The following is a 21623-nucleotide window of genomic DNA, read 5'->3' as shown; positions in this document are numbered from 1 at the left end:
CGCGTCTATAAATTGGTAAGCGCTGGTTTTCGACCGGAGTTTTCGCTTGAATCGGTGCTTCTGTGTTCTTGCAATCATCGTAGATCAGGATTAGCATCAAGAAAACCCACATTGTTTAACTAATTAGCATCGATTTTTTAGATATGAGAGAACCCGGGCTTCCAACGCTGGACCAATTGCGCGTGTTTGTTGCGGTAATCGACTGCGGCAGTTTTTCCAAAGCTGCCCGAGAATTACATCGCACGCAATCGGTCGTCAGCTACACAATCGCCAATCTCGAGGCGCAATTAAATGTCGCGCTGTTCGATCGCAGCAAACGCAAACCGACCCTGACCGAAGCTGGGAAAGCCTTGCTGGCCGACGCTCGTACCGTTTCCATGAAAGTCGATGCGATGCGGGCTCGCGCCAAAACCCTGGCGCAAGGCGTGGAAGCCGAAGTCTCGATTGCGGTGGATGTGATGTTCCCAAATTGCAGGTTGGTGGAGGCGCTGCTGGCGTTTCAATTGCAGTTCCCCACTGTCGGTTTGCGCTTGCGGATTGAAGCCTTGGGCGCAGTGATGCATCTGGTCAGCGAACGCGTTTGCCAGATTGGTATTACCGGACCGATGATGGATTTCACCGATGCATTTCAAAGCCAGCCGGTCGGTGCAATTACCATGATCCCCGTTGCGGCACCGAATCACCCATTGGCGTTAATAGACGGAATTATTCCAACGGAAGTGGCGCGCGATTACACCCAACTTGTGCTGACCGATCGCAGCCAACTCACTGCCGGACAAAATTTCGGCGTGATTGCCGTGCGCGATTGGCGTCTCGGCGATCTGGGCGCCAAACACATGTTGTTACGCAATGGTTTGGGCTGGGGCTCAATGCCGGAAGAAATGATTCGCGAAGACCTCGATCAGGGAAAACTGATCCACCTGAAACTCGCTCACATGATCAGCCTGCAATACACCTTGCACATGATCAATCGTGTAGATGAAGCGCCGGGATTGGCCGGTCGCTGGTTAATGCAATATCTAATTGATCACACACCAACCTAAACGACTTAAGGTTTTGTTACCTACTGCCGACACTTCCTCTTTTCAGCAACTGAAAAGGACTTCGCGTCAGTTAAAATTACCGCATCGTTAATATACATTTCTTGCAAAAAGCCCAATAGGAAAACTAAGTCTTCGTGAATCCGTCCATCGCAGCAGACATTGCTACCGTCCAATCCATCAGCGCCGTCCCTAGCATTCTGCAAGTCGTTGCTGAGATTACCGGCCTGCGATTTGTATGCGTGGCGCGCGTGACAGAAGATTCTTGGACCAGCTGCGCGGTTTTAGACAAAATCGACTTTGGCATGAACCCGGGTGACGAGCTGGATGTAGACACCACTTTTTGCAAAGAAGTGCGCTCCAGCAATACAGCCATCATCATCGACCATGTGAGTGAAAGCGCACAATATCGCGACCATCACACGCCCAAAATATACGGCTTTGAAAGCTATTTTTCGATCCCGTTGTATCGCACCGATGGCGAATATTTTGGCACCCTGTGTGGGTTGGATCCAAAGAGTGCCAATTTATCCGAAGAAAAAACTGTCGCAACGATGACCTTGTTTGCGGAACTGATTTCGCGCCAGCTCGACGCAGAAAAACGTTTGCACGACAGTCAGACTGCGCTGCTGAACGAACGTGAAACAGCGGAGTTGCGCGAACAATTCATCGCCGTCTTGGGTCACGATCTGCGCACGCCATTAGCCTCCATCATCAACGGTGCCGATCTTCTTTCAAAAAAATCACTGGATCAAAGCATAGAGCCTGTCGTCAATCGCATATTGCGTAGTGGTCAACGCATTTCAAAATTGGTGGACGATGTACTCGATTTTGCGCGCGGTCGCATGGGCGGTGGCGTGCCATTGAAGGTGGAAAGAGTCGACGATCTGGGATCAGATCTGAGACATTTGATTGATGAGTTGCAAAGTGCATATCCCAAGCAAGAGATACGTTTTGATCTAGCGATAAACGATGAAATTGTTTGTGATCGCGAACGCATCGCACAATTGTTTTCCAATTTATTGACCAATGCCTTGGTACACGGTTCACCAGATCAGGCAATCGACGTGCATGCCAACACACATGACGGCATCTTTGAACTAAGCATCATCAATGGTGGGCCGATGATAGCCGCCGACAAGATGTTGCGCCTGTTTCAACCTTACTGGCGCGGCACTGCTCGCAACCCAAGCGCGGGGCTCGGGCTGGGCTTGTACATCGCAACTGAAATTGCCCATTCGCATGGTGGAAAATTAAGCGCGACGTCAGAAAACGAAGCGATCAAATTTACCTTCGTCATGCCGCTTGCGACAAAATCTTCAGTCACAGTCCTCAACTGATTGTTTGCATAGTAAATATGAAAATGGCGCACTGAAAAATCAGTGCGCCATTCAAAAATCAATCGAGCAGATCGCTTAATCTGCGTTATTTAATTAGCTGTATTTCTCAGGATTAAACAACGCAGTAGATCTAAGCAAACCCAATTATTTTTTCATAATTGACCCGAGCACACCGCGTATGATTTCACGGCCGACGGTAGAACCCATAGTCCGCACGGCCGACTTCATCATCGCTTCGACGATGCTGTCGCTGCGTCTACCGCCGGTTTTCTTGCCGCCACCCAGTATGCTGCCCAGCACATCAGAGAAGCCGCCTTCGCTTTCCGCTTCTGCAGTCTTGGTAGCAGGTACTTCACGCGTTTGCGCTTTTTCCGTTACCCGACCTTTGATTTTTTCGTAGGCTGATTCGCGGTCCACTGTTTTTTCATAAATGCCAGCAACGATGGAGCTGGCAATCAAAGCAGATCTTTCCGCATCCGTGATCGGGCCAATCTGTGACGCCGGCGGCAACACGTAGCCACGTTCAACAATGGTCGGGCGACCTTTTTCATCAAGGAATGAAACCAGCGCTTCGCCCACACCCAATTCAGTAATGACTTGCACGATGTTCAACTCAGGATTTGGCCGGAAGGTTTCTGCCGCTGCTTGCACGGCCTTTTGATCACGTGGTGTGTAAGCGCGCAATGCGTGCTGCACGCGATTACCGAGTTGGCCGAGCACGGTATCGGGAATATCCAGCGGATTCTGTGTGACGAAGTACACGCCCACGCCTTTCGAGCGTATCAGGCGCACGACTTGTTCGATTTTTTGCAGCAAAGGCTTGGGCGCTTCGGCGAACAGCAAATGCGCTTCTTCAAAGAAGAAGGCCAGTTTAGGCTTATCCAGATCGCCAACTTCCGGCAAATGCTCAAACAACTCCGACAACATCCATAACAGGAAAGTCGAATACAGCAGCGGCGCATTCATCAACTTATCAGCTGCCAAGATGTTAATAACACCCTTGCCTTTGGCATCGGTTTGCAGCAAATCCTCGATATTCAGCATAGGTTCGCCGAAGAACTTATCGCCGCCTTGCTCTTCAACCCCGATCAAGCCGCGCTGGATGGCGCCTATGCTGGCCGCGGAAATATTGCCGTATTCGGTTTTAAACGTCGCCGCGTTATCGCCGACATGCTGCAACATTGCACGCAAGTCCTTGATATCCAACAATAACAATCCGTTGTCGTCCGCTATCTTGAAAACCAGTTGCAATACGCCTTGCTGCGTATCATTCAAATTCAACATACGCGACAGCAGCAACGGACCAAGATCAGAAATCGTCGCGCGTACTGGATGGCCTTTTTCACCGAACACATCCCAAAACGTCACAGGCGCGCCAGCCCAAACCGGCTCGGGCACTTCCAGCATCGTGTAGCGCTCCTTGACCTTGCCGCTGAACGAGCCTGCCTTGGCAATTCCAGACAAATCGCCTTTGACGTCGGCCATGAAGACGGGCACGCCAATATCGGACAAAGCTTGCGCAAAGGTTTGCAAAGTAACGGTTTTACCCGTGCCGGTCGCGCCTGTAATGCAACCATGCCGATTGGCAAGCTCGGGCAGCAAGCTCAGTTCGTGTTCTTTATTTTTTGCAATCAGCAACGGATTCGGCATGTTTTTTGTCCACAAAGGGTGAGGTTTAGCGTGCGGGCGGTATGGTAAAATCCGCGCTTCATTATAGCTACTGATCAGGAAAGATTCGTCATGGCAGGACACAGCAAATGGGCCAATATTCAGCATCGTAAAGGCCGTCAGGACGAAAGACGCGGCAAAGTCTGGACCCGTCTGATTAAGGAAATCACCGTTGCCGCCCGTATGGGTGGCGGCGACATCGCAGCAAATCCACGTTTGCGCCTGGCAGTCGATAAGGCAGCGGACGCAAATATGCCGAAAGACAATGTCACGCGCGCGGTATTACGCGGCAGCGGCGGTCTGGAAGGCGTCAACTATGAAGAAATCCGCTACGAAGGTTACGGCATCAACGGCGCAGCGCTGCTGGTCGATTGCATGACTGACAATCGCGTGCGCACCGTGGCGGAAGTACGCCATGCGTTTTCGAAGTTTGGCGGCAATATGGGCGCCGAAGGTTCGGTCGCGTTCATGTTCAAGCATTGCGGACAGTTTTTCTTTGCGCCAGGCACAGATGAAGACAAGTTGATGGAAGCCGCACTGGAAGCTGGTGCCGACGACGTGACCACAGATGATGAAGGTGGCATTGAGGTACTTTGCCCACCGCATGATTTTTCAGCGGTCAAAGATGCGCTGGCCGCCGCCGGATTCAAGGCTGAACTGGCAGAAGTTGTGATGAAACCGGCAACCGAAACCGTGTTTGAAGGTGAAGACGCCATCAAGATGCAAAAATTGCTGGATGCATTGGAAAATCTTGACGACGTACAAGAGATTTATACCAATGCGGTCATCAACGAATAAATATTTAGCAAAGCATTGAAGGAGCGGACCAAGTCCGCTTTTTTAATGACAGTAGTGAAGAGTCACCTCACGAATCAACTCACATAACCAGTGACATCATCTTTTTGATGCCGCGATTTTAGTAAAAGCAACGATATATCTCATGAAAATTCTGGTAGTCGGCTCAGGCGGCCGCGAACATGCCCTGGCTTGGAAACTGGCGCAATCCGAACGGATACAAATGGTCTATGTCGCACCGGGTAACGGCGGCACAGCCCTCGACGATCGTTTGAAAAACGTTGCGATTACCGATCCGCGTGCGCTGGCAGAATTCGCTCAACAAGAAAATATCGCGCTGACCGTGGTCGGTCCAGAAACGCCTTTGGCAGCCGGCATCGTCAACATCTTCCGCGACCTGGGCTTGAAAATTTTCGGCCCGACCAAAGAAGCGGCACAGCTGGAAAGCTCGAAAGATTTCGCCAAATCGTTCATGCAACGTCATGCAATCCCGACCGCTGAATACCAAACATTTTCAGAAGTACAAGCTGCGCACGAATATATCGATCGCAAAGGTGCACCCATTGTGATCAAGGCCGACGGCCTGGCTGCCGGCAAAGGCGTAGTCGTCGCCCTGACATTGGAAGAAGCACATCAAGCGGTCGACGCCATGCTGTCGGATAACAAGCTCGGCGATGCCGGTGCTCGTGTCGTGATTGAAGAGTTTCTCGCTGGCGAAGAAGCCAGTTTCATCGTCATGGTCGATGGCAAAAATATCCTGCCGCTGGCCACCAGCCAGGATCACAAACGCCTGCTCGATCACGATGAAGGTCCGAACACGGGCGGCATGGGCGCGTATTCGCCGGCACCTATCGTCACACCGGCATTGCATGCGCGCGTGATGCGCGAAATCATTCAGCCGACTGTGCAAGGAATGGCGAAAGACGGCATCACATTTACCGGCTTCCTGTACGCCGGTTTGATGATCGACGATCAGGGCAATCCAAAAACTCTGGAATTCAATTGCCGCATGGGCGATCCGGAAACGCAGCCGATCATGGCGCGCCTGAAAACAGATCTGGTCGGCGTGATGGAGCATGCAGTCAACGGCACACTCGACACCATCGAGCTGGAATGGGACAGACGCACTGCATTGGGCGTCGTGCTGGCAGCTGCTGGTTATCCTGACGCGCCACGCAAAGGCGACGTCATCACCGGCATCCCGGCTGAAACCGACAATAGCGTCACCTTCCACGCAGGCACAGTGTTGAACGGCACGCAGTTGACCACCAACGGCGGCCGCGTCTTGTGCGTAGTTGGCTTGGGCGACAGCGTCAAAGTCGCGCAAAAGAAAGCCTACGATGTGATCGATCACATTCGTTTCGACGGCGCGCAATTCCGCCGTGATATCGGGTGGCGTGCGTTGAAACGCCCTTCGTAGTAACGGTTTATCTATTTATTCCCATCATTCGCGAGCACACCTAGGCCATTTCCGCACAGGCGGGAATGGCAAGGTAGAGCGCGGCCTGGCGCAAGCCACGAGCTGCCCTCAAACACTGCGGTGTCATCGTGCAGCAAGGTACAATCCGCCTTAAATCTTTTTAAGCTTTCGCATAGTGACTTCTTATCCATCACCATCCTTCGTCAAAGAATACTTGCTTGGCCTGCAGGCGCGCATCGTCTCGGCGTTGGAGGAAGTCGACGGCCAGGCTTTTGGGACCGATAGTTGGCAGCGCTCAGAAGGTGGTGGTGGCATTTCGCGCATCATCGAAAACGGTAATGTATTCGAACGCGGTGGCGTTGGCTTTTCGCATGTAATGGGGAAAAATCTGCCACCTTCCGCTGCCGCCAATCGTCCTGAACTAGCTGGCCGCAATTGGGAAGCGATGGGCGTGTCACTGGTAATGCATCCGCGCAATCCTTACGCGCCTACCGTGCATATGAATGTGCGTTTTTTTACCGCGACGGCTGAAGGTCAGGAGCCGATTTGGTGGTTTGGCGGCGGCATGGATTTGACGCCGTATTACGGCTTTGAAGAAGACGCGCGACATTTTCATCAAGTCTGTCGCGATTCTTTGCAGCCTTTTGGCGATGATCTGCATGCCAAATATAAAAAATGGTGCGACGATTATTTTTATCTGAAACACAGGCAAGAGGCACGTGGCGTAGGCGGTATTTTTTTCGATGATTTGAATGAACTCGGTTTCGACCAGTGCTTCGCCTTACAGCAAAGCGTAGGCGACCATTTCATTGAATCCTATTTGCCGATCCTGAAAAAACGCAAAGATACGGCCTACGGCGAGCGCGAACGCGACTTTCAAACCTACCGGCGCGGACGTTATGTCGAGTTCAATCTGGTGTTCGATAGAGGCACCTTATTTGGCCTGCAATCAGGCGGCCGGACCGAATCAATTCTGATGTCGATGCCACCAGTGGTAACATGGCGCTATAACTGGCAGCCGGAAGCAGGCAGCCCTGAAGCGAAATTGGCTACCGACTTCCTCGTTCATCGCGACTGGATTTAACAGTGACAGCGGCAAGCAAAGGCAGCAAACCTTGCATCGCCTTGCTAGGCGGCAGCTTCGATCCGGTTCATAACGGACATGTCGCGCTGGCAAATTATTTCATCGACCTGATCAAACCTGATGAATTGCGCGTGATCCCGGCTGGCAATCCGTGGCAAAAAGACGGTTTGCAGGCATCAGGCGAAGATAGAGTTGCCATGGTGCGCAACGCCTTCGGCAATGCGCTTACTCAGCAAAAAGTACCCGTCACCATCGATCAGCAAGAAATTCTGCGGGCCAGTGCAACGTATACAATCGACACACTACGTGCGGTGCGCAAAGAGCTGGGACCAAACGTATCTATTGTGTTTTTGATGGGCGCCGACCAGTTACAGCATTTGAATACCTGGCAGGAATGGCAACAACTGTTTGACTACGCCCACGTATGCGCCGCTTCGCGCCCCGGTTTTGCGATGGATGCAGCGCATATTCCGGACGATGTAGCAGAAGAATTTGCGGAGCGAGCAGGCACGCCCGCACAGATACGCAATACGACGCAAGGTTTGGCATGCCTTGCACCCAATTTGGCGGTGGATATATCCGCTACCGAAATTCGCGCCGCCTTGCAGCGCGGAGAACGACCGATTTCGCTGGTACCTCCCGGGGTGCTAGACTATATTGAAAAACATCACCTATATAAAAGCTAATGGACATCAAAACACTGCAAGCCCTGGTTATCGACGCGCTGGAAGACGTCAAAGCGCAAGACATCAAGGTATTCGATACCGTACATCTGACCAGCCTGTTTGACCGCATCGCGGTTGCATCTGGTACCTCCAACCGTCAAACCAAAGCGCTCGCAGCATCGGTGCGCGACAAGGTCAAATCAAACGGCGGCCATGTGCTAAGCGTCGAAGGTGAAGACACCGGCGAGTGGGTACTGGTCGATCTGGGCGACATGATCGTCCACATCATGCAACCTGCGATCCGCGCCTACTACCGTCTGGAAGAAATCTGGGGCGAAAAAGAAGTCAAATTCGGCGCAGCCAAACGCACGACTAAAAAATCATCGGACGATGAAGAAGAAGCTCCGAAGAGAATAGTCAGCCGCCATTTAAGCGCCAGCCAGACTACGGTCGACGACGACGAACCGAAAAAAGCTCCACGTAAAACGGCCGTCACACGATCGACTGCTGCGAAAGCACCTGCGAAGAAAACTGCAGCTAAAAAAGCAGTAGGCAAAACCATCAAAGTCGCCACGACCAAGACCGCTGCCGCCTACAAGAAGGAAAAGGCGCCTGCGAAAAAAGCACCTGCCAAGAAAGTAGCCAGCAAAGCAGCCGCCAAAACTCGCGCACCAGCAAAACCAAAATCCGCAGAATAAGCGGATCAGCTAATACCAGAAGCTTGTCATGCAGCTCGTTATCGCGGCCGTCGGTCACAAAATGCCCGCGTGGATCGAAAGCGGCTTTAACGAGTATGCCAAGCGTATGCCGTCGGACTGCCGCATTCTTCTCAAAGAAATCAAACCGGTCGAGCGTTCAGGTAGCAAAACTGCAGAAACTGCGATGGCGCTCGAACGCACAAAGATCGAAGCCGCTGTTCCTAAAGGCGCACGCATCATCGCCCTTGATGAACACGGCAAGGATCTGACCTCGGTTCAACTTTCACAGTTACTGAAGCAATGGCAACAGGAAGGCGGCGACGTCACTTTTGTCATTGGTGGCGCTGATGGTCTGGATGCCGATTTCAAGAAAAACGCCGATATGTTGATCCGCATTTCCAGCCTCACATTACCGCACGGAATGGTGCGCGTGATGTTGGCGGAACAGCTGTATCGCGCTTGGTCGATCACGCAAAATCATCCTTATCATCGGGTGTGATTTTGATGAAGCCGCTTCCACACAAAATCTATCTCGCATCAAAAAGCCCACGCCGTCGCGAGCTGCTGCGGCAGATAGGCGTCGAGTTTGAATTGCTGCTGTTACGTGATCACACACCCCGCGGTCCGGAAGTTACCGAGATTGTTTTACCGAACGAGCGTGCAGAAGATTACGTCGCACGGGTCACGCTGGAAAAAGCCGCCTTCGCGCAAAAAACCATGTGGTGGCGCAAATTACCTTTACGTCCGATACTCGCCGCCGACACCAGCGTTGTGCTTGATGGTCGCATCCTCGGTAAACCGGCGAATGTAAGCGAAGCGACCGAAATGATGCGCGCATTATCAGGTCGTACACATCAAGTTCTGACTCATGTCGCGATCTTGCATGGAGAGCAAACACTGCAAATCACGCAGCGCTCCGATGTCGCTTTCGCTAAACTGTCCGACGAAGTGATCCAAGCCTATTGCGCAACAGCCGAGCCTTACGACAAGGCCGGCGGTTACGGCATCCAAGGTCAGGCGGCGCTATTCATTCAAGACATTGCGGGCAGCTATTCAGGCATCATGGGCTTGCCCTTATTCGAAACCGGAAAATTACTGGAGCAAGCTGGCTTGCACATTTTATGAGCGAAGATATTCTCGTCAACGTCACCCCGCAAGAAACCCGCGTAGCACTGGTATTGCAAGGTGCAGTGCAAGAGCTGCATGTTGAACGTACGCTCTCGCGCGGCATGGCCGGCAATGTGTATCTAGGTAAAGTCGTGCGCGTACTACCCGGAATGCAATCAGCGTTCATCGATATCGGACTGGAACGTGCAGCGTTTCTACACGTGGCAGATATCTGGGATGCGCGTTCGCATGAAGGTCCACCAACGACGCCGATTCCGATTGAACGCATGCTGTTCGATGGACAATCAATTACCGTGCAAGTCATCAAGGATCCTATCGGCACCAAAGGTGCGCGGCTCTCGACGCAGATTTCCATCGCTGGTCGCATGCTGGTTTATTTACCGCAAGAATCTCACATCGGTATTTCGCAGCGCATTGAAAACGAAGCGGAACGCGAACAGTTGCGCGGCAAAGTGCAGAAGCTGATGCAGGAAGGTGAAAAAGGCGGCTTCATTATTCGCACGATGGCGGAAGATGCGTCGGATGCGGATTTACAAGCGGACGTCGATTATCTGCGCAAGACCTGGAACAACATTACGCAACTGGCCAAAACCAAACCAGCACCATCCTTGCTGTATCAGGATCTGGATTTGGCACAGCGCGTCATGCGCGATTTCGTCAATGATGAAACGGCCAGCATCCAGGTCGACTCACGCGAGAATTATCAAAAGCTGCAGCAATTCGGCGAACTGTACACACCATCGGTGCTGACCAAACTTGCGCATTATCCCGGCGAACGTCCTCTGTTTGATTTGTATGGCGTGGAAGAAGAAATCCAACGCGCACTCGGTCGCCGCGTTGATTTGAAATCTGGCGGTTATTTGATCGTCGATCAAACCGAAGCAATGACAACCATCGACGTCAACACCGGTAGCTTTGTTAACGGCCGTAATTTTGACGACACGATTTTCAAAACAAATCTGGAAGCCTCACACGCCATCGCGCGTCAACTACGCTTGCGTAATTTGGGCGGCATCGTGATTCTCGATTTTATCGACATGGAAAATGCCGATCACAAGAGCGCTGTATTGAGCGAATTGAATCGTGCATTGTCGCGCGACAGAACCAAGGTATCGGTATCCGGTTTCTCGGCACTAGGCTTGGTCGAGATGACGCGCAAACGTACGCGTGAATCGCTGGCGCACATATTATGCGAACCCTGCCCTGCCTGCAGTGGCAAAGGTCAGGTCAAAACTGCACGCACCATTTGCTATGAAATTCTGCGTGAGTTGACACGCGAAGCGAAGCAATTCAATCCGCGTGAATTCCGCATCCTTGCATCGCAAGTGGTGATCGACATGTTTCTGGAAGAAGAATCACAACATTTGGCAATGCTGGGTGCATTCCTTGGCAAACCAATTTCACTGCAGGTAGAAACGGTCTATCACCAGGAACAATACGACGTGATCCTGATGTAGAGCGATACAGCTCTCGCCACAAAGAAAAACGGAATCATGTGCACGCACATGATTCCGTTTTTTATTTAGAGCTACAAACCAGCGATGCGTTTTATTCTTTCCAGTAATTATTAATCCATGGCGCCTTGCGCACGAAACGCAAAGCGCGATTGCGACGACCTTCCAGCGCATCGGGTGGATTAACTTCACCGTGGAAAATCACAATCTTGGTTCCATCCGGCACAAACGGCTCACGCCAATAGTTCGTCGGCCAAGTTGGAATGCAATGATATTTATAGCTGCAGCACCACGATGCTGGCCAATAGCTGAGCCTGCCTTGCTTGTGCAACACATCCGATAAAAATGCCTGCTCATTACGGAATGCGTTACGCGCTTCTGCACCGGTAGTACGGAACTGCTGCAACACATCGGCATGCGCACCAAGTTTGAAACGATAGACGGATGAATTGCCCGTGACGCGCCACGGCCGCTTCCAGTCATGAATAATCAAAAACTCGCCAGGATATTCGAAGAAGGCATCGATGCTATCGGTAATCACCACATCGACGTCGAGGAATAAGGCCATACCAGTTAAACCATGCAGATCAGCTTCAAAGGTCGTCAGTTTTTTCCAGCCGCGTTCAGGCAAACCATCGGGCAATTTCAAATCAGGAATCGGAAAGCATTCGACTTCCGAACGTATCCCGCTGCCATCATCAGTCAGGCAGACAAAACGAAAATCACCTTTCAAATTGCGGCGCACCATTGCGTACAAACGATTCACATATTCCGGACCGTATTTAGTGCCCCACTTCATGCATAAAATAACGCGGTCTTCCGGTGCCGCTGCGCTTGCTACTTGAACGTTCTCTGACATTTATTTTCTCCCGCACCAAGTGCGTAATACATATTCAATCGACTCGCCATCACTTTTAAGCAAATTAATCCGCCTTGATTCCATGCGATGTTCTGGTGATCTTATTTGCTTTTGTAAATGCGCGAATTTCGCTATTCTTCTTCCAGGCTTCTTCAGAAACATAGCTTCTGGCATGATCAAGATGCACGCAAATCGCGCTGTATCTTATCTGCTTTGACGACAAACCCATATTCACCAAGCGCTCGCCAAGTTCCCTGTCTTCCCCGCCATACTGCATCTCTTCATTGAAGCCATTGCTGGCCAACAAATCCGCCTTCCAGCCGGAGGCATTATGTCCATTCCATGTGGGTTTAGTCGGCGTCAGCGCATTCAATGCTTTTGCAAAAAAACCTGACGCAGTCAACTTGAGAATTTTTATGCTGATCTTCAAACCATTCGCTTTCAGCCAATCTGCATTAAAGCAACGCTGATTCAGGATGTCGTCCTTGGTCACTGCGTTTGAAATATGCATAGGCAATTTGAAATATCCGCCTGAGAGAAAATAACCTTTTTCGCAATACTTCAAATGCGTTTCAACAAAATCTTTTCTCGGTATGCAATCACCATCTGTAAAAATTAGATAGTCTGAACTGGCCACAAGAATCGCTTTATTAAGAATTTTTGTTTTTTGAAATCCGTGATCTTCTTGCCAGACGTGAACAATAGGGATGTGTATCAACTTGCGAAGTGCGTCAATGCGCTCTTTAGTTGCGGCGGTAGATCCATCATCGGCAATGATGATTTCAAAATCGCTCACCGTCTGAACACTTAAGCCCCACAACACCTTTTCCAGCCATTCAATGGCGTTGTAGGTAGTCATAATCACAGATGCATTCATAAAGATTCCACGTCCATCGTATTCAAACCCAAGGGCACACTACTTTTGCAAATCAATTCACGTCTTTTGCAAACTGCAAGTGATACAAGTTTGCATACACGCCATTCTTCGCCAACAATTCATGATGTGAACCGAGCTCAACCAATTGACCTTCGGCCAAAACAGCAATCCGGTCGGCGCGTTCAATCGTTGATAAGCGATGGGCGATGACCAAAGTTGTACGGCCTTTCATTAACTCTTCCAACGCTGCCTGCACAGCGCGTTCCGACTCCGAATCCAGTGCAGATGTGGCTTCATCCAGAATCAGGATAGGCGCGTCCTTGTAGATCGCACGTGCGATCGCCAAACGTTGGCGTTGTCCACCCGACAGGCGCGAACCGTTATCTCCGATCATGGTTTCCAAGCCTTGCGGCAAGCTGGCAATCACGTCTTCCAGATGTGCGGCTTTGACTGCTGCAAGCACACGCTTACGATCTGGCTCAGCATCACCGTAGGCAATATTCGCAGCAACCGTATCGTCGAACAACACAACATGCTGGCTAACCATTGCGATCTGTTGACGCAAACTTGCCAATGCAACTTCTTCAATCGCTTCACCATCAATGCGAATTTCACCGGTGGTAACGGGATAAAAACCGGGCACCAAATTCACCAGCGTGGATTTGCCGCCGCCAGACATGCCAACGAACGCAATAGTTTCGCCAGGCATGATCGTCAAATTAATGTCATGCAATGCTAAAGCCTGATGGCCAGGATATGAAAAGCCGAGATTGATAAAATCCAGTTGACCGGCTGCACGACCCGGCAAGGTTTTACCATTAGTGCGTTCCGGTTCTGCATCGATCAACCCGAACACAGCTTCTGCTGCTGTCAGACCGCGCTGCAAAGGACCATTTACTTCTGCAATACTTTTCAACGGCGCCAGCAGCATCAACATCGCGGTAATGAAAGAAACGAAACCGCCGACCGTAGTTTGATTTTGCCCAGACTGAATCAGTGCAATAACAATCACGATCGCCACCGCGCAAGCCGCCATGATTTGCGTCACAGGGGTTGTCGCTGCCAGCGTACTCGCCATGCGCATCGTGTAACTGCGCAACTTGTCAGCACGCGCTTCGAAACGATCGCGCTCATATTGATGACCGCCAAAAATCTTGATGACCTGACTGGCGCGCGTGGTTTCTTCCAGCACTTGCGTCAACTCGGCGTTGACCGCCTGATATTCCCGTGTCAATCGACGCACACGCTTACCGGTAAAGCGCACAACAATTGCAATCAAAGGCAGCAAAACCAGAGCAACCAAGGTAAGACGCCAGTTCAGCCACAACAGAAAACTCAACAAGACGATGACAGTCAGCGTATCGCGGATCAACGAGGTATATACACGCGTCACCATATCAACGATCTGCTGCACTTCAAACATCATCGAGTTGATTACGCGGCCGACTGAATGCGTGCTGTAAAAACCCAGCGGCACGTCGAGAATGCGGGTGAACATTTTTTGCCGCAGAACATTCAACAAGCGCGACGACACCCACGTCATCATGTACGTCGTCGTATAGGTAGAAATCCCGCGCAAAACGAAAATACCAATAATCGCCAATGGCACCAACCACAACGAAAACGTTGGCTTGCCGCCAAAGCCATGATCCAGCAACAAGCGCATCACGGCCGGGAACATCGGCTCGGTCAGAGCCGTCATGATCATGCCGCAGAAGGCAATGATCAGCCGCTTCTTGTAAGGGCCGAGCATGCCAAACAGGCGTTTTAAATCCGGGGGAATTGTCATCTATCCAAATCTCCAAAATGACTTTTATAGTTATGCCGACTAATGCCCGCCAATGGAATCGCAAGAAGTATCATGAATGCAATGCCAAATAGCGCATCGCGCAAGATCGCGTTCACCAAGCCGCCGAACATGATGGCGATACCAATCGTGAATAAACGCATGCCATTTTCACCACCAATTTTTATTGCCACGAAAAGTTGTGTAAGCCATATCCACAAAAGAGCGCACACACCAATCGCACCAATTTCGGCTGCGTACAACAGATAGTCATTGTGCGGCGTAGCCATCTCTGCACTCATCAAACCTTGCGCACGCTCCGGATATTTAATAGCCCAGGTACCCACTCCGCTACCGACTACTGGATGCTCTTTGATGATGTCGGTGGTAATCCGATACATTTCAAGTCGGATTCCATCTGCACTCACTTTGCCACCATCAACGAAGGCTTTTATGTCACTCACAGTACCCACTAAACGCTCGCGAAAACCTGTTGCGGTTTGCCACGCCACGCCAAGAATGATCACAGTGCCGATCACCAGCAATACGCTACGCCATGAAAATGTAAGGTAGCGCAATAAAACCAAGGCACAGCCAAAAACAAAAATCAGACTACCAGTGCGCGTTTTTGCCAAGAACAATAGAGCAACGGCGACATAGAGCCACATGCTAATCCGCAACCATTTATGTCCGTGGTTTGCACAGATCTGGTTCAACATCCAGCCGCCTGCAATTCCCAGGAGGATGCCAATAAGGATGGATTTATTGCCTGCATACATTCGGTAGTTTTGGAACAATGACCAATCCGGCAAAAGTTGAAATGCATTCAGATAAAGCAAAGTTGACGCAAGGACTGCGCCCGCGAAAAAAACACGCAATGCTCGTTGTTGCCAATATCCAGCACCGACACTAATGAAGACCAGTAACACCAGATAAATCTGGTAGTGCATAAAGGCTTTCCAAAAGCCATCTGGACGCTCAAGCAACAAGCCAGCGCAGCAGGTTACTGTGAGCAAACCCATCACCGGAAAAAACATGGGGCTATCTTTTATAGCTTGCCATTTATCGCGATATTGACCACCGGCTAACAACGCAACAAAAAATAAAACAATGCCTGTATATCCGATACCAATCGGAAAAAATAAAGTGATGGGTAATAACGAGAGGATGAATTGCGCTTTCGTTTCATTTGCATTAAACAAATTCATACGATCAGTCGTAGGCGATCTGTACATTTTTTTCCGAATATAAATCGATTAGTTTTTGTTTTGTATTGTCATCAAGATTGATGCGCCACTGTTCTGCTAAGCGCAGTTCCGATACGCCTTTTTGATTTTGATATTGAATTACTACCGGGCTGCCATCTGCGCGAGCGGATGCTTGCAAGGTCGCCATCAACTTGCCGACGTCGACGGATGCTTGCAAGGACAGGTAAATACATTTGGCGTACTGAATCCGCACGGCAGCAATATCCATCACCTTCTCGGCCGTAATTCGTAAACCACCAGAGAAGCGGTCTTCCGAAATCTTGCCCGACACCGCAAGAAATTCATCTTCTTTAAACAGATTGCGATTCGCGTCGAACACCTCGTTATAGACCGTCACGTCGACTGTCGCGCTGCCATCATCCAGCGTGACGATGATCATGCGGCCACGTTGCGTCATCTGCGTACGCACGCCGGAAATCACCCCAGCGATCGTGCGTGGTTCGCGCGATGGTTCCAGCTTGCTTAAACTGGTGCGCGCAAAACGGCGCGCTTCTTCGGCATAGGCATTAAACAAATGTCCGGACAGATAAAAGCCCAGTGCGGCTTTCTCTTCTGTCAGTTTTTGCTTGTCGCTCCACGGCGAGACCTTGACGTACTCGGGTGGACACTCCATGTCACTATCATCGCCGCCAAACAGGCTGACCTGATTTGCAGCAGCTTCGGCCTGCTCTGCGCATTCCATCGCAAAACCAACTGAGGCCAAAAGAATGGCGCGATCAACATTGAAGCAATCGAATGCGCCAGCGCGTATCAGTGAATCGATGGTGCGGCGATTGATCTGCTTCTTGTCCACACGTTTGCAAAAATCGAACAGATCGGTGAAAGGTTGACCTTGACGCGCAACGACGATGGCATCGATCGCGCTCTTGCCCGAGCCTTTAACGGCGCCCAGACCGTAACGAATCTGCATGGCTTTTTTGCCCGGCACACCGACTGGCGTAAAACGATAATCCGATTGATTGATATCTGGCGGCAGCAAAGTCAGGCCGCAAACATCCAGCGTATCTTCGACCAGAATCTTGATTTTGTCAGTGTCATCCATTGCCAGCGACAAGTTGGCTGCCATGAACGCGGCCGGATGATGCGCTTTTAAATAAGCGGTGTGATACGACAGCAAAGCATAGGCAGCAGCATGCGATTTATTGAAACCGTAGCCAGCAAACTTTTCCATCAAATCGAAAATCTCGTCGGCTTTTTCCGCCGTCAAGTCATTCTTCGCTGCGCCAGCGCGGAACAGCTCGCGATGCTGCGCCATTTCTTCGGCTTTCTTTTTACCCATCGCGCGACGCAACAAATCCGCGCCACCCAGCGAGTAGCCGCCGATGACCTGCGCCATCTGCATAACCTGTTCCTGATAAACCATGATGCCGTAGGTTTCAGACAAAATGACTTCAGTACGCGGATCAGGATATTCAAAACGTTCGCCGTGTTTGCGTCGGCAGAAATCCGGAATCAGATCCATAGGGCCCGGACGATACAAAGCGACCAGCGCAATAATGTCTTCGAAGCGATCGGGACGCGCGTCCTTCAACATGCCTTGCATGCCGCGGCTTTCCAGCTGGAATACGGCGACAGTTTTCGCCTTGGTCAGCAAATCGTATGACGGCCTGTCATTCAACGGAAGTTTTTCCAGCGCGAAATCTGCCATCGCCGGATCGAGATCCTTGATGTAACGAACGGCGCGATCGAGGATCGTCAGCGTGGTCAAACCCAAAAAGTCGAACTTCACCAGACCGACGGCTTCGACGTCGTCTTTATCGTATTGCGACACCACGCCGGCGTCGCCGCCTTGCGTATACAGAGGACAAAAATCAGTCAGCTTGCCCGGTGCAATCAATACGCCACCCGCATGCATGCCGATGTTACGGGCGATGCCTTCGACTTTTTGCGCCAGCTCCAGCAACTGTTTTACTTCTTCTTCATTTTCCAGACGCTCGGCGAGCAACGGCTCTTCCTTGATTGCGTCAGCGATCGTAACCAGCTTGCCCGGCTTGAATGGAATCAGTTTGGAAATACCATCGCAAAAGTTATAGCCGAAATCCAGCACGCGACCAACGTCACGCACCGCACCTTTGGCAGCCATCGTACCGAAAGTCGCGATCTGCGAAACCGCATCCTTGCCGTATTGATCCTTCACATATTGAATGACGCGATCGCGGCCTTCCTGGCAAAAATCGATATCGAAATCGGGCATCGAAACCCGTTCAGGATTCAGGAAACGCTCGAACAGCAAGTTGTATTGCAGGGGATCCAGATCGGTAATCAGTAACGAATACGCGACCAGCGAACCGGCACCCGAACCGCGACCCGGCCCCACCGGCACGCCGTTATTTTTTGCCCACTTGATAAAGTCCGCCACGATCAAGAAGTAACCGGGGAAACCCATGTGAATAATCGTGTCGGTCTCGAACTTCAGGCGCGCCTGATAACGTTCGCGATTTTTTTCGCGCAATTCAGGATCGGGATACAAATGTTCCAGCCGTCCATCCAGACCACGCTGCGCTTCCTTGACCAAAAATTCATCGATCGATGAACCGTCAGGCGTAGGAAAATTCGGCAACTTCGGCTTGCCCAGTTCCAGCACCAGATTGCAGCGCTTTGCGATTTCGACCGAGTTCTGCAACGCGTTTGGCATATCCGCAAAGAGCTCTGCCATTTCTACCTGCGTTGTAAAACGCTGCCGCTCGTTGAAGCGTTTGATGCGGCGCGGATTCGCCAGAATTTCGCCTTCCGAAATACAGGTGCGCGCTTCATGCGCGGTGAACTCGCTCTGATCCAAAAATTGCACAGGATGCGTCGCCACCAAAGGCAGATTTAATTTCGCAGCAAGCACCGAAGCCTGACGCACATGCGCATCCATATTTGGCTGCTCGGCGCGTTGCACTTCAATATAAAAATGGCCAGGGAAAATTTCTGCCCAACGCTTGGCATGCCGTTCGGCGCCGGCAAGATTGCCGTTATCGATCGCCATACCGACATCACCAAAGTGCGCGCCGGATAAAACGATCAGTCCATTTGGGCCGCCTTCTGCAGCAAGCTGCTCCAGCCACTCAGGACGAATTTCAGCACGACCGCGATGCAAGTTGGTCAACCAGGCTTTGGACAGCAATTCGCATAATTGCAAATAGCCGGTCTTGTTCTTGACCAATAACAACAAGCGCGATGGCTTGTCTTTATCGCTATCGTTGCTGATCCAGACGTCGCAACCGACGATGGGCTTGATGCCTTTTGAACGCGCTTCTTTATAAAATTTGACCATGCCAAACAGGTTGGCCAGATCGGTGATCGCGAGCGACGGCTGCGCATCGGCAGCAGCGGCGGCGATCACGTCATCGATGCGGACCAGGCCGTCGACGATCGAATATTCGGAATGCAGGCGGAGGTGAGTAAATTGCGGAGAAATCATGGCCGTATTCTACCGCGACCACCCCTTTCAACAGACATTTCGGCAATCCCTAATGCGAAGTTTATAATGTCGGCTTGTTCATGCCTTGCCGCATCTCGCTTTCGCCCGTCTCTTGTCGAAATCAAGCGTAACAAGGCAACCATGAACAGTAGAACATTGTCCTCTTTACAAGAGCAATCACCTCAAGAAGCAAGCATGCCATCCACATCATTCGTTAATATCGCCGCCTATAAATTCATCAGCTTTGACGATACGGCCGAGAAGCGTCCGGAATTTATCGCCAAGTGCAATCAATTGTCGCTAAAAGGCACCATTCTACTCAGCCCGGAGGGGATTAATCTGTTCCTGGCTGGAACGCGCGCGGATATCGACAGCTTTCTGGAATGGGTGCGAGCAGATGCGCGCTTTACCGATCTGGAAGTGAAAGAAAGCTATTCCGAAGACCAGCCCTTCAAATACATGCTGGTCAAGCTCAAGCGTGAAATCATCACGATGAAGCATCCGCTGATCAAGCCGGAAGAAGGCCGCGCACCATCAGTCGGTGCGAGCACGCTCAAGCGTTGGCTGGACCAAGGACATGACGATAACGGCAAACCGGTCGTCATGATGGATACGCGCAACGCTTTTGAGGTCGACGTCGGCACCTTCGACAACACCATTGATTACCGCATCGAAAAATTCAGCGAATTCCCTGACATCGTCGCTAAAAATAAAGATGCGCTGAATGAGAAAACCATCGTCACGTTTTGCACCGGAGGCATCCGCTGCGAAAAAGCCGCGATCTATATGAAGGACGTCGGCTACAACAGCGTGTATCAACTCGACGGCGGCATCCTGAAATATTTTGAAGAAGTCGGCGGCGATCATTACAGCGGCGACTGCTTCGTATTCGATCACCGCACCGCGCTCAATCCGCGACTTGAACCGAGCTTGCCGCTGCAGTGCGGACATTGCAACGCAACCGTATCACCGCGCGAACAGTTATCGCCATTATTCAGCGCAGGAAAGTCTTGCCCACATTGCGCACCGTCCAGCGAATCATCTGCAAGCGAAAATTCGCAAGCTGCTGCATCACTCAACCCTCTTTAATTTAAAGAAGCCAACATGATCACTATCAACGGCACAATCAAGGTCGACAACGCAGCACCTTTCGTCCTGTTCGGCGGCATCAACGTGCTCGAATCGCGCGACCTCGCGATGAAATCTTGTGAAGAATACGTAAGCGTCACGCAAAAGCTCGGCATTCCATACGTCTTCAAAGCATCGTTCGACAAAGCCAATCGCTCGTCTATCCATTCCTACCGCGGTCCAGGCTTGGAAGAAGGCATGCGCATTTTTGAAGAAGTCAAAAAGACTTTCAATGTGCCTGTTATCACTGACGTCCATGAAGTACATCAAGCCGCGATCGTGGCCGAAGTTGCTGACGTATTGCAACTACCAGCCTTCCTCGCGCGCCAGACAGACTTGGTCGTAGCACTGGCAAAAACCGGTCGTGTCATCAACATCAAAAAACCGCAATTCCTCAGCCCATCGCAGATGCTTAACATTGTTGAGAAATTCAAGGAAGCCGGCAACGAACAATTGATCCTGTGCGATCGTGGCACCTGCTTTGGTTACGACAATCTAGTGGTCGACATGTTGGGTTTTGGTGTGATGAGAAAAGTCTGCAACAACCTGCCGATTATTTTCGACGTGACGCATGCATTGCAACAACGCGACCCGGGCGGCGCTGCATCTGGTGGCCGTCGTGAACAAGTCGCCGATCTGGCGCGTGCTGGTATGGGTGTTGGTTTGGCTGGATTATTTTTGGAAGCGCATCCTGATCCGAAAAATGCGAAATGCGATGGGCCTAGTGCGCTGCCGCTGGATAAGCTGGAGCCGTTTTTGGCACAGTTGAAGCAGTTGGATGATTTGGTTAAATCGTTTGCGCCGTTGGATATTGAGGGTTAATTTTTTTGGTTCGTTTTTTGAAAAGTGCTGCATCTTTGGATGTGGCGCTTTTTTTTTGCGTGTGAGGTTCACGTTTAACGTTTAGTGATTGTTGTGGCTTGGGTTAGCCGGGGGTAGCCCGGCGGCTACTCACTTTCTCTTGCTTCGCCAAAAGAAAGTAAGCAAAGAAAAGGCGACCCCGCTGT

At 51.1% G+C, this 21623-nt stretch carries 18 protein-coding genes; 12 read left to right on the top strand and 6 right to left on the bottom strand.

Annotation, left to right across the window (positions count from 1 at the left end; all coding sequences use genetic code 11):
• The first annotated feature begins 143 nt into the window (after nucleotides 1–143).
• Together Q7T66_RS02635 and Q7T66_RS02630 are read left to right on the top strand one after the other, a co-directional pair.
• Entirely contained in the window at nucleotides 144–1043 is a 900-nt protein-coding gene (locus Q7T66_RS02635) for a LysR family transcriptional regulator (protein WP_304931732.1), read from the top strand.
• A gap of 134 nt (nucleotides 1044–1177) precedes the next feature.
• Nucleotides 1178–2380, top strand: coding sequence for an ATP-binding protein (locus Q7T66_RS02630; protein ID WP_304931731.1), 1203 nt, complete (start codon nucleotides 1178–1180; stop codon nucleotides 2378–2380).
• Nucleotides 2381–2524: 144 nt separating this feature from the next.
• Here Q7T66_RS02630 and Q7T66_RS02625 read toward each other — a convergent pair whose 3' ends face one another.
• Entirely contained in the window at nucleotides 2525–4030 is a 1506-nt protein-coding gene (locus Q7T66_RS02625) for a helicase HerA-like C-terminal domain-containing protein (RefSeq protein ID WP_304931730.1), read from the bottom strand.
• A 90-nt stretch (nucleotides 4031–4120) separates the two neighbouring features.
• On the opposite strand from Q7T66_RS02625, the gene Q7T66_RS02620 reads away from it, so the two are divergent.
• The 8 genes from Q7T66_RS02620 to rng all read left to right on the top strand — a co-directional run bounded on the left by Q7T66_RS02620 (nucleotide 4121) and on the right by rng (nucleotide 11295).
• Nucleotides 4121–4846, top strand: a complete 726-nt coding sequence (locus Q7T66_RS02620) for a YebC/PmpR family DNA-binding transcriptional regulator (RefSeq protein ID WP_304931729.1) — start codon at nucleotides 4121–4123, stop codon at nucleotides 4844–4846.
• A 142-nt stretch (nucleotides 4847–4988) separates the two neighbouring features.
• Nucleotides 4989–6263 (top strand): phosphoribosylamine--glycine ligase, encoded by a 1275-nt coding sequence (gene purD, locus Q7T66_RS02615; protein WP_304931728.1) that lies wholly within the window; start codon nucleotides 4989–4991, stop codon nucleotides 6261–6263.
• Nucleotides 6264–6438: 175 nt separating this feature from the next.
• Nucleotides 6439–7347: an oxygen-dependent coproporphyrinogen oxidase gene (hemF, locus tag Q7T66_RS02610; RefSeq protein ID WP_370691597.1), complete on the top strand. Its 909-nt coding sequence runs from the start codon at nucleotides 6439–6441 to the stop codon at nucleotides 7345–7347.
• Between the two features lie 2 nt (nucleotides 7348–7349).
• Complete coding sequence (locus tag Q7T66_RS02605; RefSeq protein WP_304931727.1) at nucleotides 7350–8033, top strand: nicotinate-nucleotide adenylyltransferase; 684 nt, start codon at nucleotides 7350–7352, stop codon at nucleotides 8031–8033.
• On the top strand, nucleotides 8033–8710 hold the full coding sequence (gene rsfS / locus Q7T66_RS02600; protein WP_304931726.1) for a ribosome silencing factor: 678 nt from the start codon (nucleotides 8033–8035) through the stop codon (nucleotides 8708–8710). Before Q7T66_RS02605 ends, rsfS begins: the two co-directional genes overlap by 1 nt.
• Nucleotides 8711–8738: 28 nt before the next feature.
• On the top strand, nucleotides 8739–9209 hold the full coding sequence (gene rlmH, locus Q7T66_RS02595) for a 23S rRNA (pseudouridine(1915)-N(3))-methyltransferase RlmH (protein WP_304931725.1): 471 nt from the start codon (nucleotides 8739–8741) through the stop codon (nucleotides 9207–9209).
• Nucleotides 9210–9214: 5 nt separating this feature from the next.
• The gene (locus Q7T66_RS02590) at nucleotides 9215–9835 is read left to right on the top strand and encodes a nucleoside triphosphate pyrophosphatase (protein WP_304931724.1); all 621 of its coding nucleotides are present in this window, start codon (nucleotides 9215–9217) and stop codon (nucleotides 9833–9835) included.
• A complete protein-coding gene (gene rng, locus Q7T66_RS02585; protein WP_304931723.1) occupies nucleotides 9832–11295 on the top strand; it encodes a ribonuclease G in 1464 nt (487 codons plus the stop codon). The genes Q7T66_RS02590 and rng overlap by 4 nt, the downstream gene beginning before the upstream one ends.
• A gap of 91 nt (nucleotides 11296–11386) precedes the next feature.
• Here rng and Q7T66_RS02580 read toward each other — a convergent pair whose 3' ends face one another.
• From Q7T66_RS02580 to dnaE, 5 genes are all read right to left on the bottom strand, one after another.
• On the bottom strand, nucleotides 11387–12151 hold the full coding sequence (locus Q7T66_RS02580; RefSeq protein ID WP_304931722.1) for a glycosyltransferase: 765 nt from the start codon (nucleotides 12149–12151) through the stop codon (nucleotides 11387–11389).
• 64 nt (nucleotides 12152–12215) lie between these two features.
• A complete protein-coding gene (locus Q7T66_RS02575; RefSeq protein ID WP_304931721.1) occupies nucleotides 12216–13028 on the bottom strand; it encodes a glycosyltransferase family 2 protein in 813 nt (270 codons plus the stop codon).
• Between the two features lie 52 nt (nucleotides 13029–13080).
• Nucleotides 13081–14817 (bottom strand): lipid A export permease/ATP-binding protein MsbA, encoded by a 1737-nt coding sequence (gene msbA / locus Q7T66_RS02570; protein ID WP_304931720.1) that lies wholly within the window; start codon nucleotides 14815–14817, stop codon nucleotides 13081–13083.
• A complete protein-coding gene (locus Q7T66_RS02565) occupies nucleotides 14814–16022 on the bottom strand; it encodes an O-antigen ligase (RefSeq protein ID WP_304931719.1) in 1209 nt (402 codons plus the stop codon). Before Q7T66_RS02565 ends, msbA begins: the two co-directional genes overlap by 4 nt.
• A 4-nt stretch (nucleotides 16023–16026) precedes the next feature.
• Nucleotides 16027–19488 (bottom strand): DNA polymerase III subunit alpha, encoded by a 3462-nt coding sequence (dnaE, locus tag Q7T66_RS02560; protein ID WP_304931718.1) that lies wholly within the window; start codon nucleotides 19486–19488, stop codon nucleotides 16027–16029.
• 195 nt (nucleotides 19489–19683) lie between these two features.
• Between dnaE and Q7T66_RS02555 the strand changes: the two genes are divergently transcribed.
• Together Q7T66_RS02555 and kdsA are read left to right on the top strand one after the other, a co-directional pair.
• Nucleotides 19684–20577 carry a sulfurtransferase gene (locus Q7T66_RS02555; protein ID WP_304931717.1) on the top strand — a complete coding sequence of 298 codons (894 nt, stop codon included), beginning with the start codon at nucleotides 19684–19686 and terminating at the stop codon, nucleotides 20575–20577.
• A 15-nt stretch (nucleotides 20578–20592) separates the two neighbouring features.
• Nucleotides 20593–21438, top strand: a complete 846-nt coding sequence (gene kdsA, locus Q7T66_RS02550) for a 3-deoxy-8-phosphooctulonate synthase (protein WP_304931716.1) — start codon at nucleotides 20593–20595, stop codon at nucleotides 21436–21438.
• Nucleotides 21439–21623 lie beyond the last annotated feature (185 nt).

This window comes from Herminiimonas sp., from assembly GCF_030655415.1.
This window is presented reverse-complemented; position numbering and strand designations above follow the sequence as displayed.

Coding starts and splice junctions, on each gene's coding strand:
- rsfS (WP_304931726.1), top strand. CDS start 8,033: ATGGACATCAAAACACTGCAAGCCCTGGTTATCGACGCGCTGGAAGAC.
- Q7T66_RS02565 (WP_304931719.1), bottom strand. CDS start 16,022: ATGAATTTGTTTAATGCAAATGAAACGAAAGCGCAATTCATCCTCTCG.
- Q7T66_RS02555 (WP_304931717.1), top strand. CDS start 19,684: ATGCCATCCACATCATTCGTTAATATCGCCGCCTATAAATTCATCAGC.
- Q7T66_RS02580 (WP_304931722.1), bottom strand. CDS start 12,151: ATGTCAGAGAACGTTCAAGTAGCAAGCGCAGCGGCACCGGAAGACCGC.
- rng (WP_304931723.1), top strand. CDS start 9,832: ATGAGCGAAGATATTCTCGTCAACGTCACCCCGCAAGAAACCCGCGTA.
- rlmH (WP_304931725.1), top strand. CDS start 8,739: ATGCAGCTCGTTATCGCGGCCGTCGGTCACAAAATGCCCGCGTGGATC.
- purD (WP_304931728.1), top strand. CDS start 4,989: ATGAAAATTCTGGTAGTCGGCTCAGGCGGCCGCGAACATGCCCTGGCT.
- dnaE (WP_304931718.1), bottom strand. CDS start 19,488: ATGATTTCTCCGCAATTTACTCACCTCCGCCTGCATTCCGAATATTCG.
- Q7T66_RS02620 (WP_304931729.1), top strand. CDS start 4,121: ATGGCAGGACACAGCAAATGGGCCAATATTCAGCATCGTAAAGGCCGT.
- kdsA (WP_304931716.1), top strand. CDS start 20,593: ATGATCACTATCAACGGCACAATCAAGGTCGACAACGCAGCACCTTTC.
- Q7T66_RS02575 (WP_304931721.1), bottom strand. CDS start 13,028: ATGAATGCATCTGTGATTATGACTACCTACAACGCCATTGAATGGCTG.
- Q7T66_RS02625 (WP_304931730.1), bottom strand. CDS start 4,030: ATGCCGAATCCGTTGCTGATTGCAAAAAATAAAGAACACGAACTGAGC.
- Q7T66_RS02635 (WP_304931732.1), top strand. CDS start 144: ATGAGAGAACCCGGGCTTCCAACGCTGGACCAATTGCGCGTGTTTGTT.
- msbA (WP_304931720.1), bottom strand. CDS start 14,817: ATGACAATTCCCCCGGATTTAAAACGCCTGTTTGGCATGCTCGGCCCT.
- Q7T66_RS02590 (WP_304931724.1), top strand. CDS start 9,215: ATGAAGCCGCTTCCACACAAAATCTATCTCGCATCAAAAAGCCCACGC.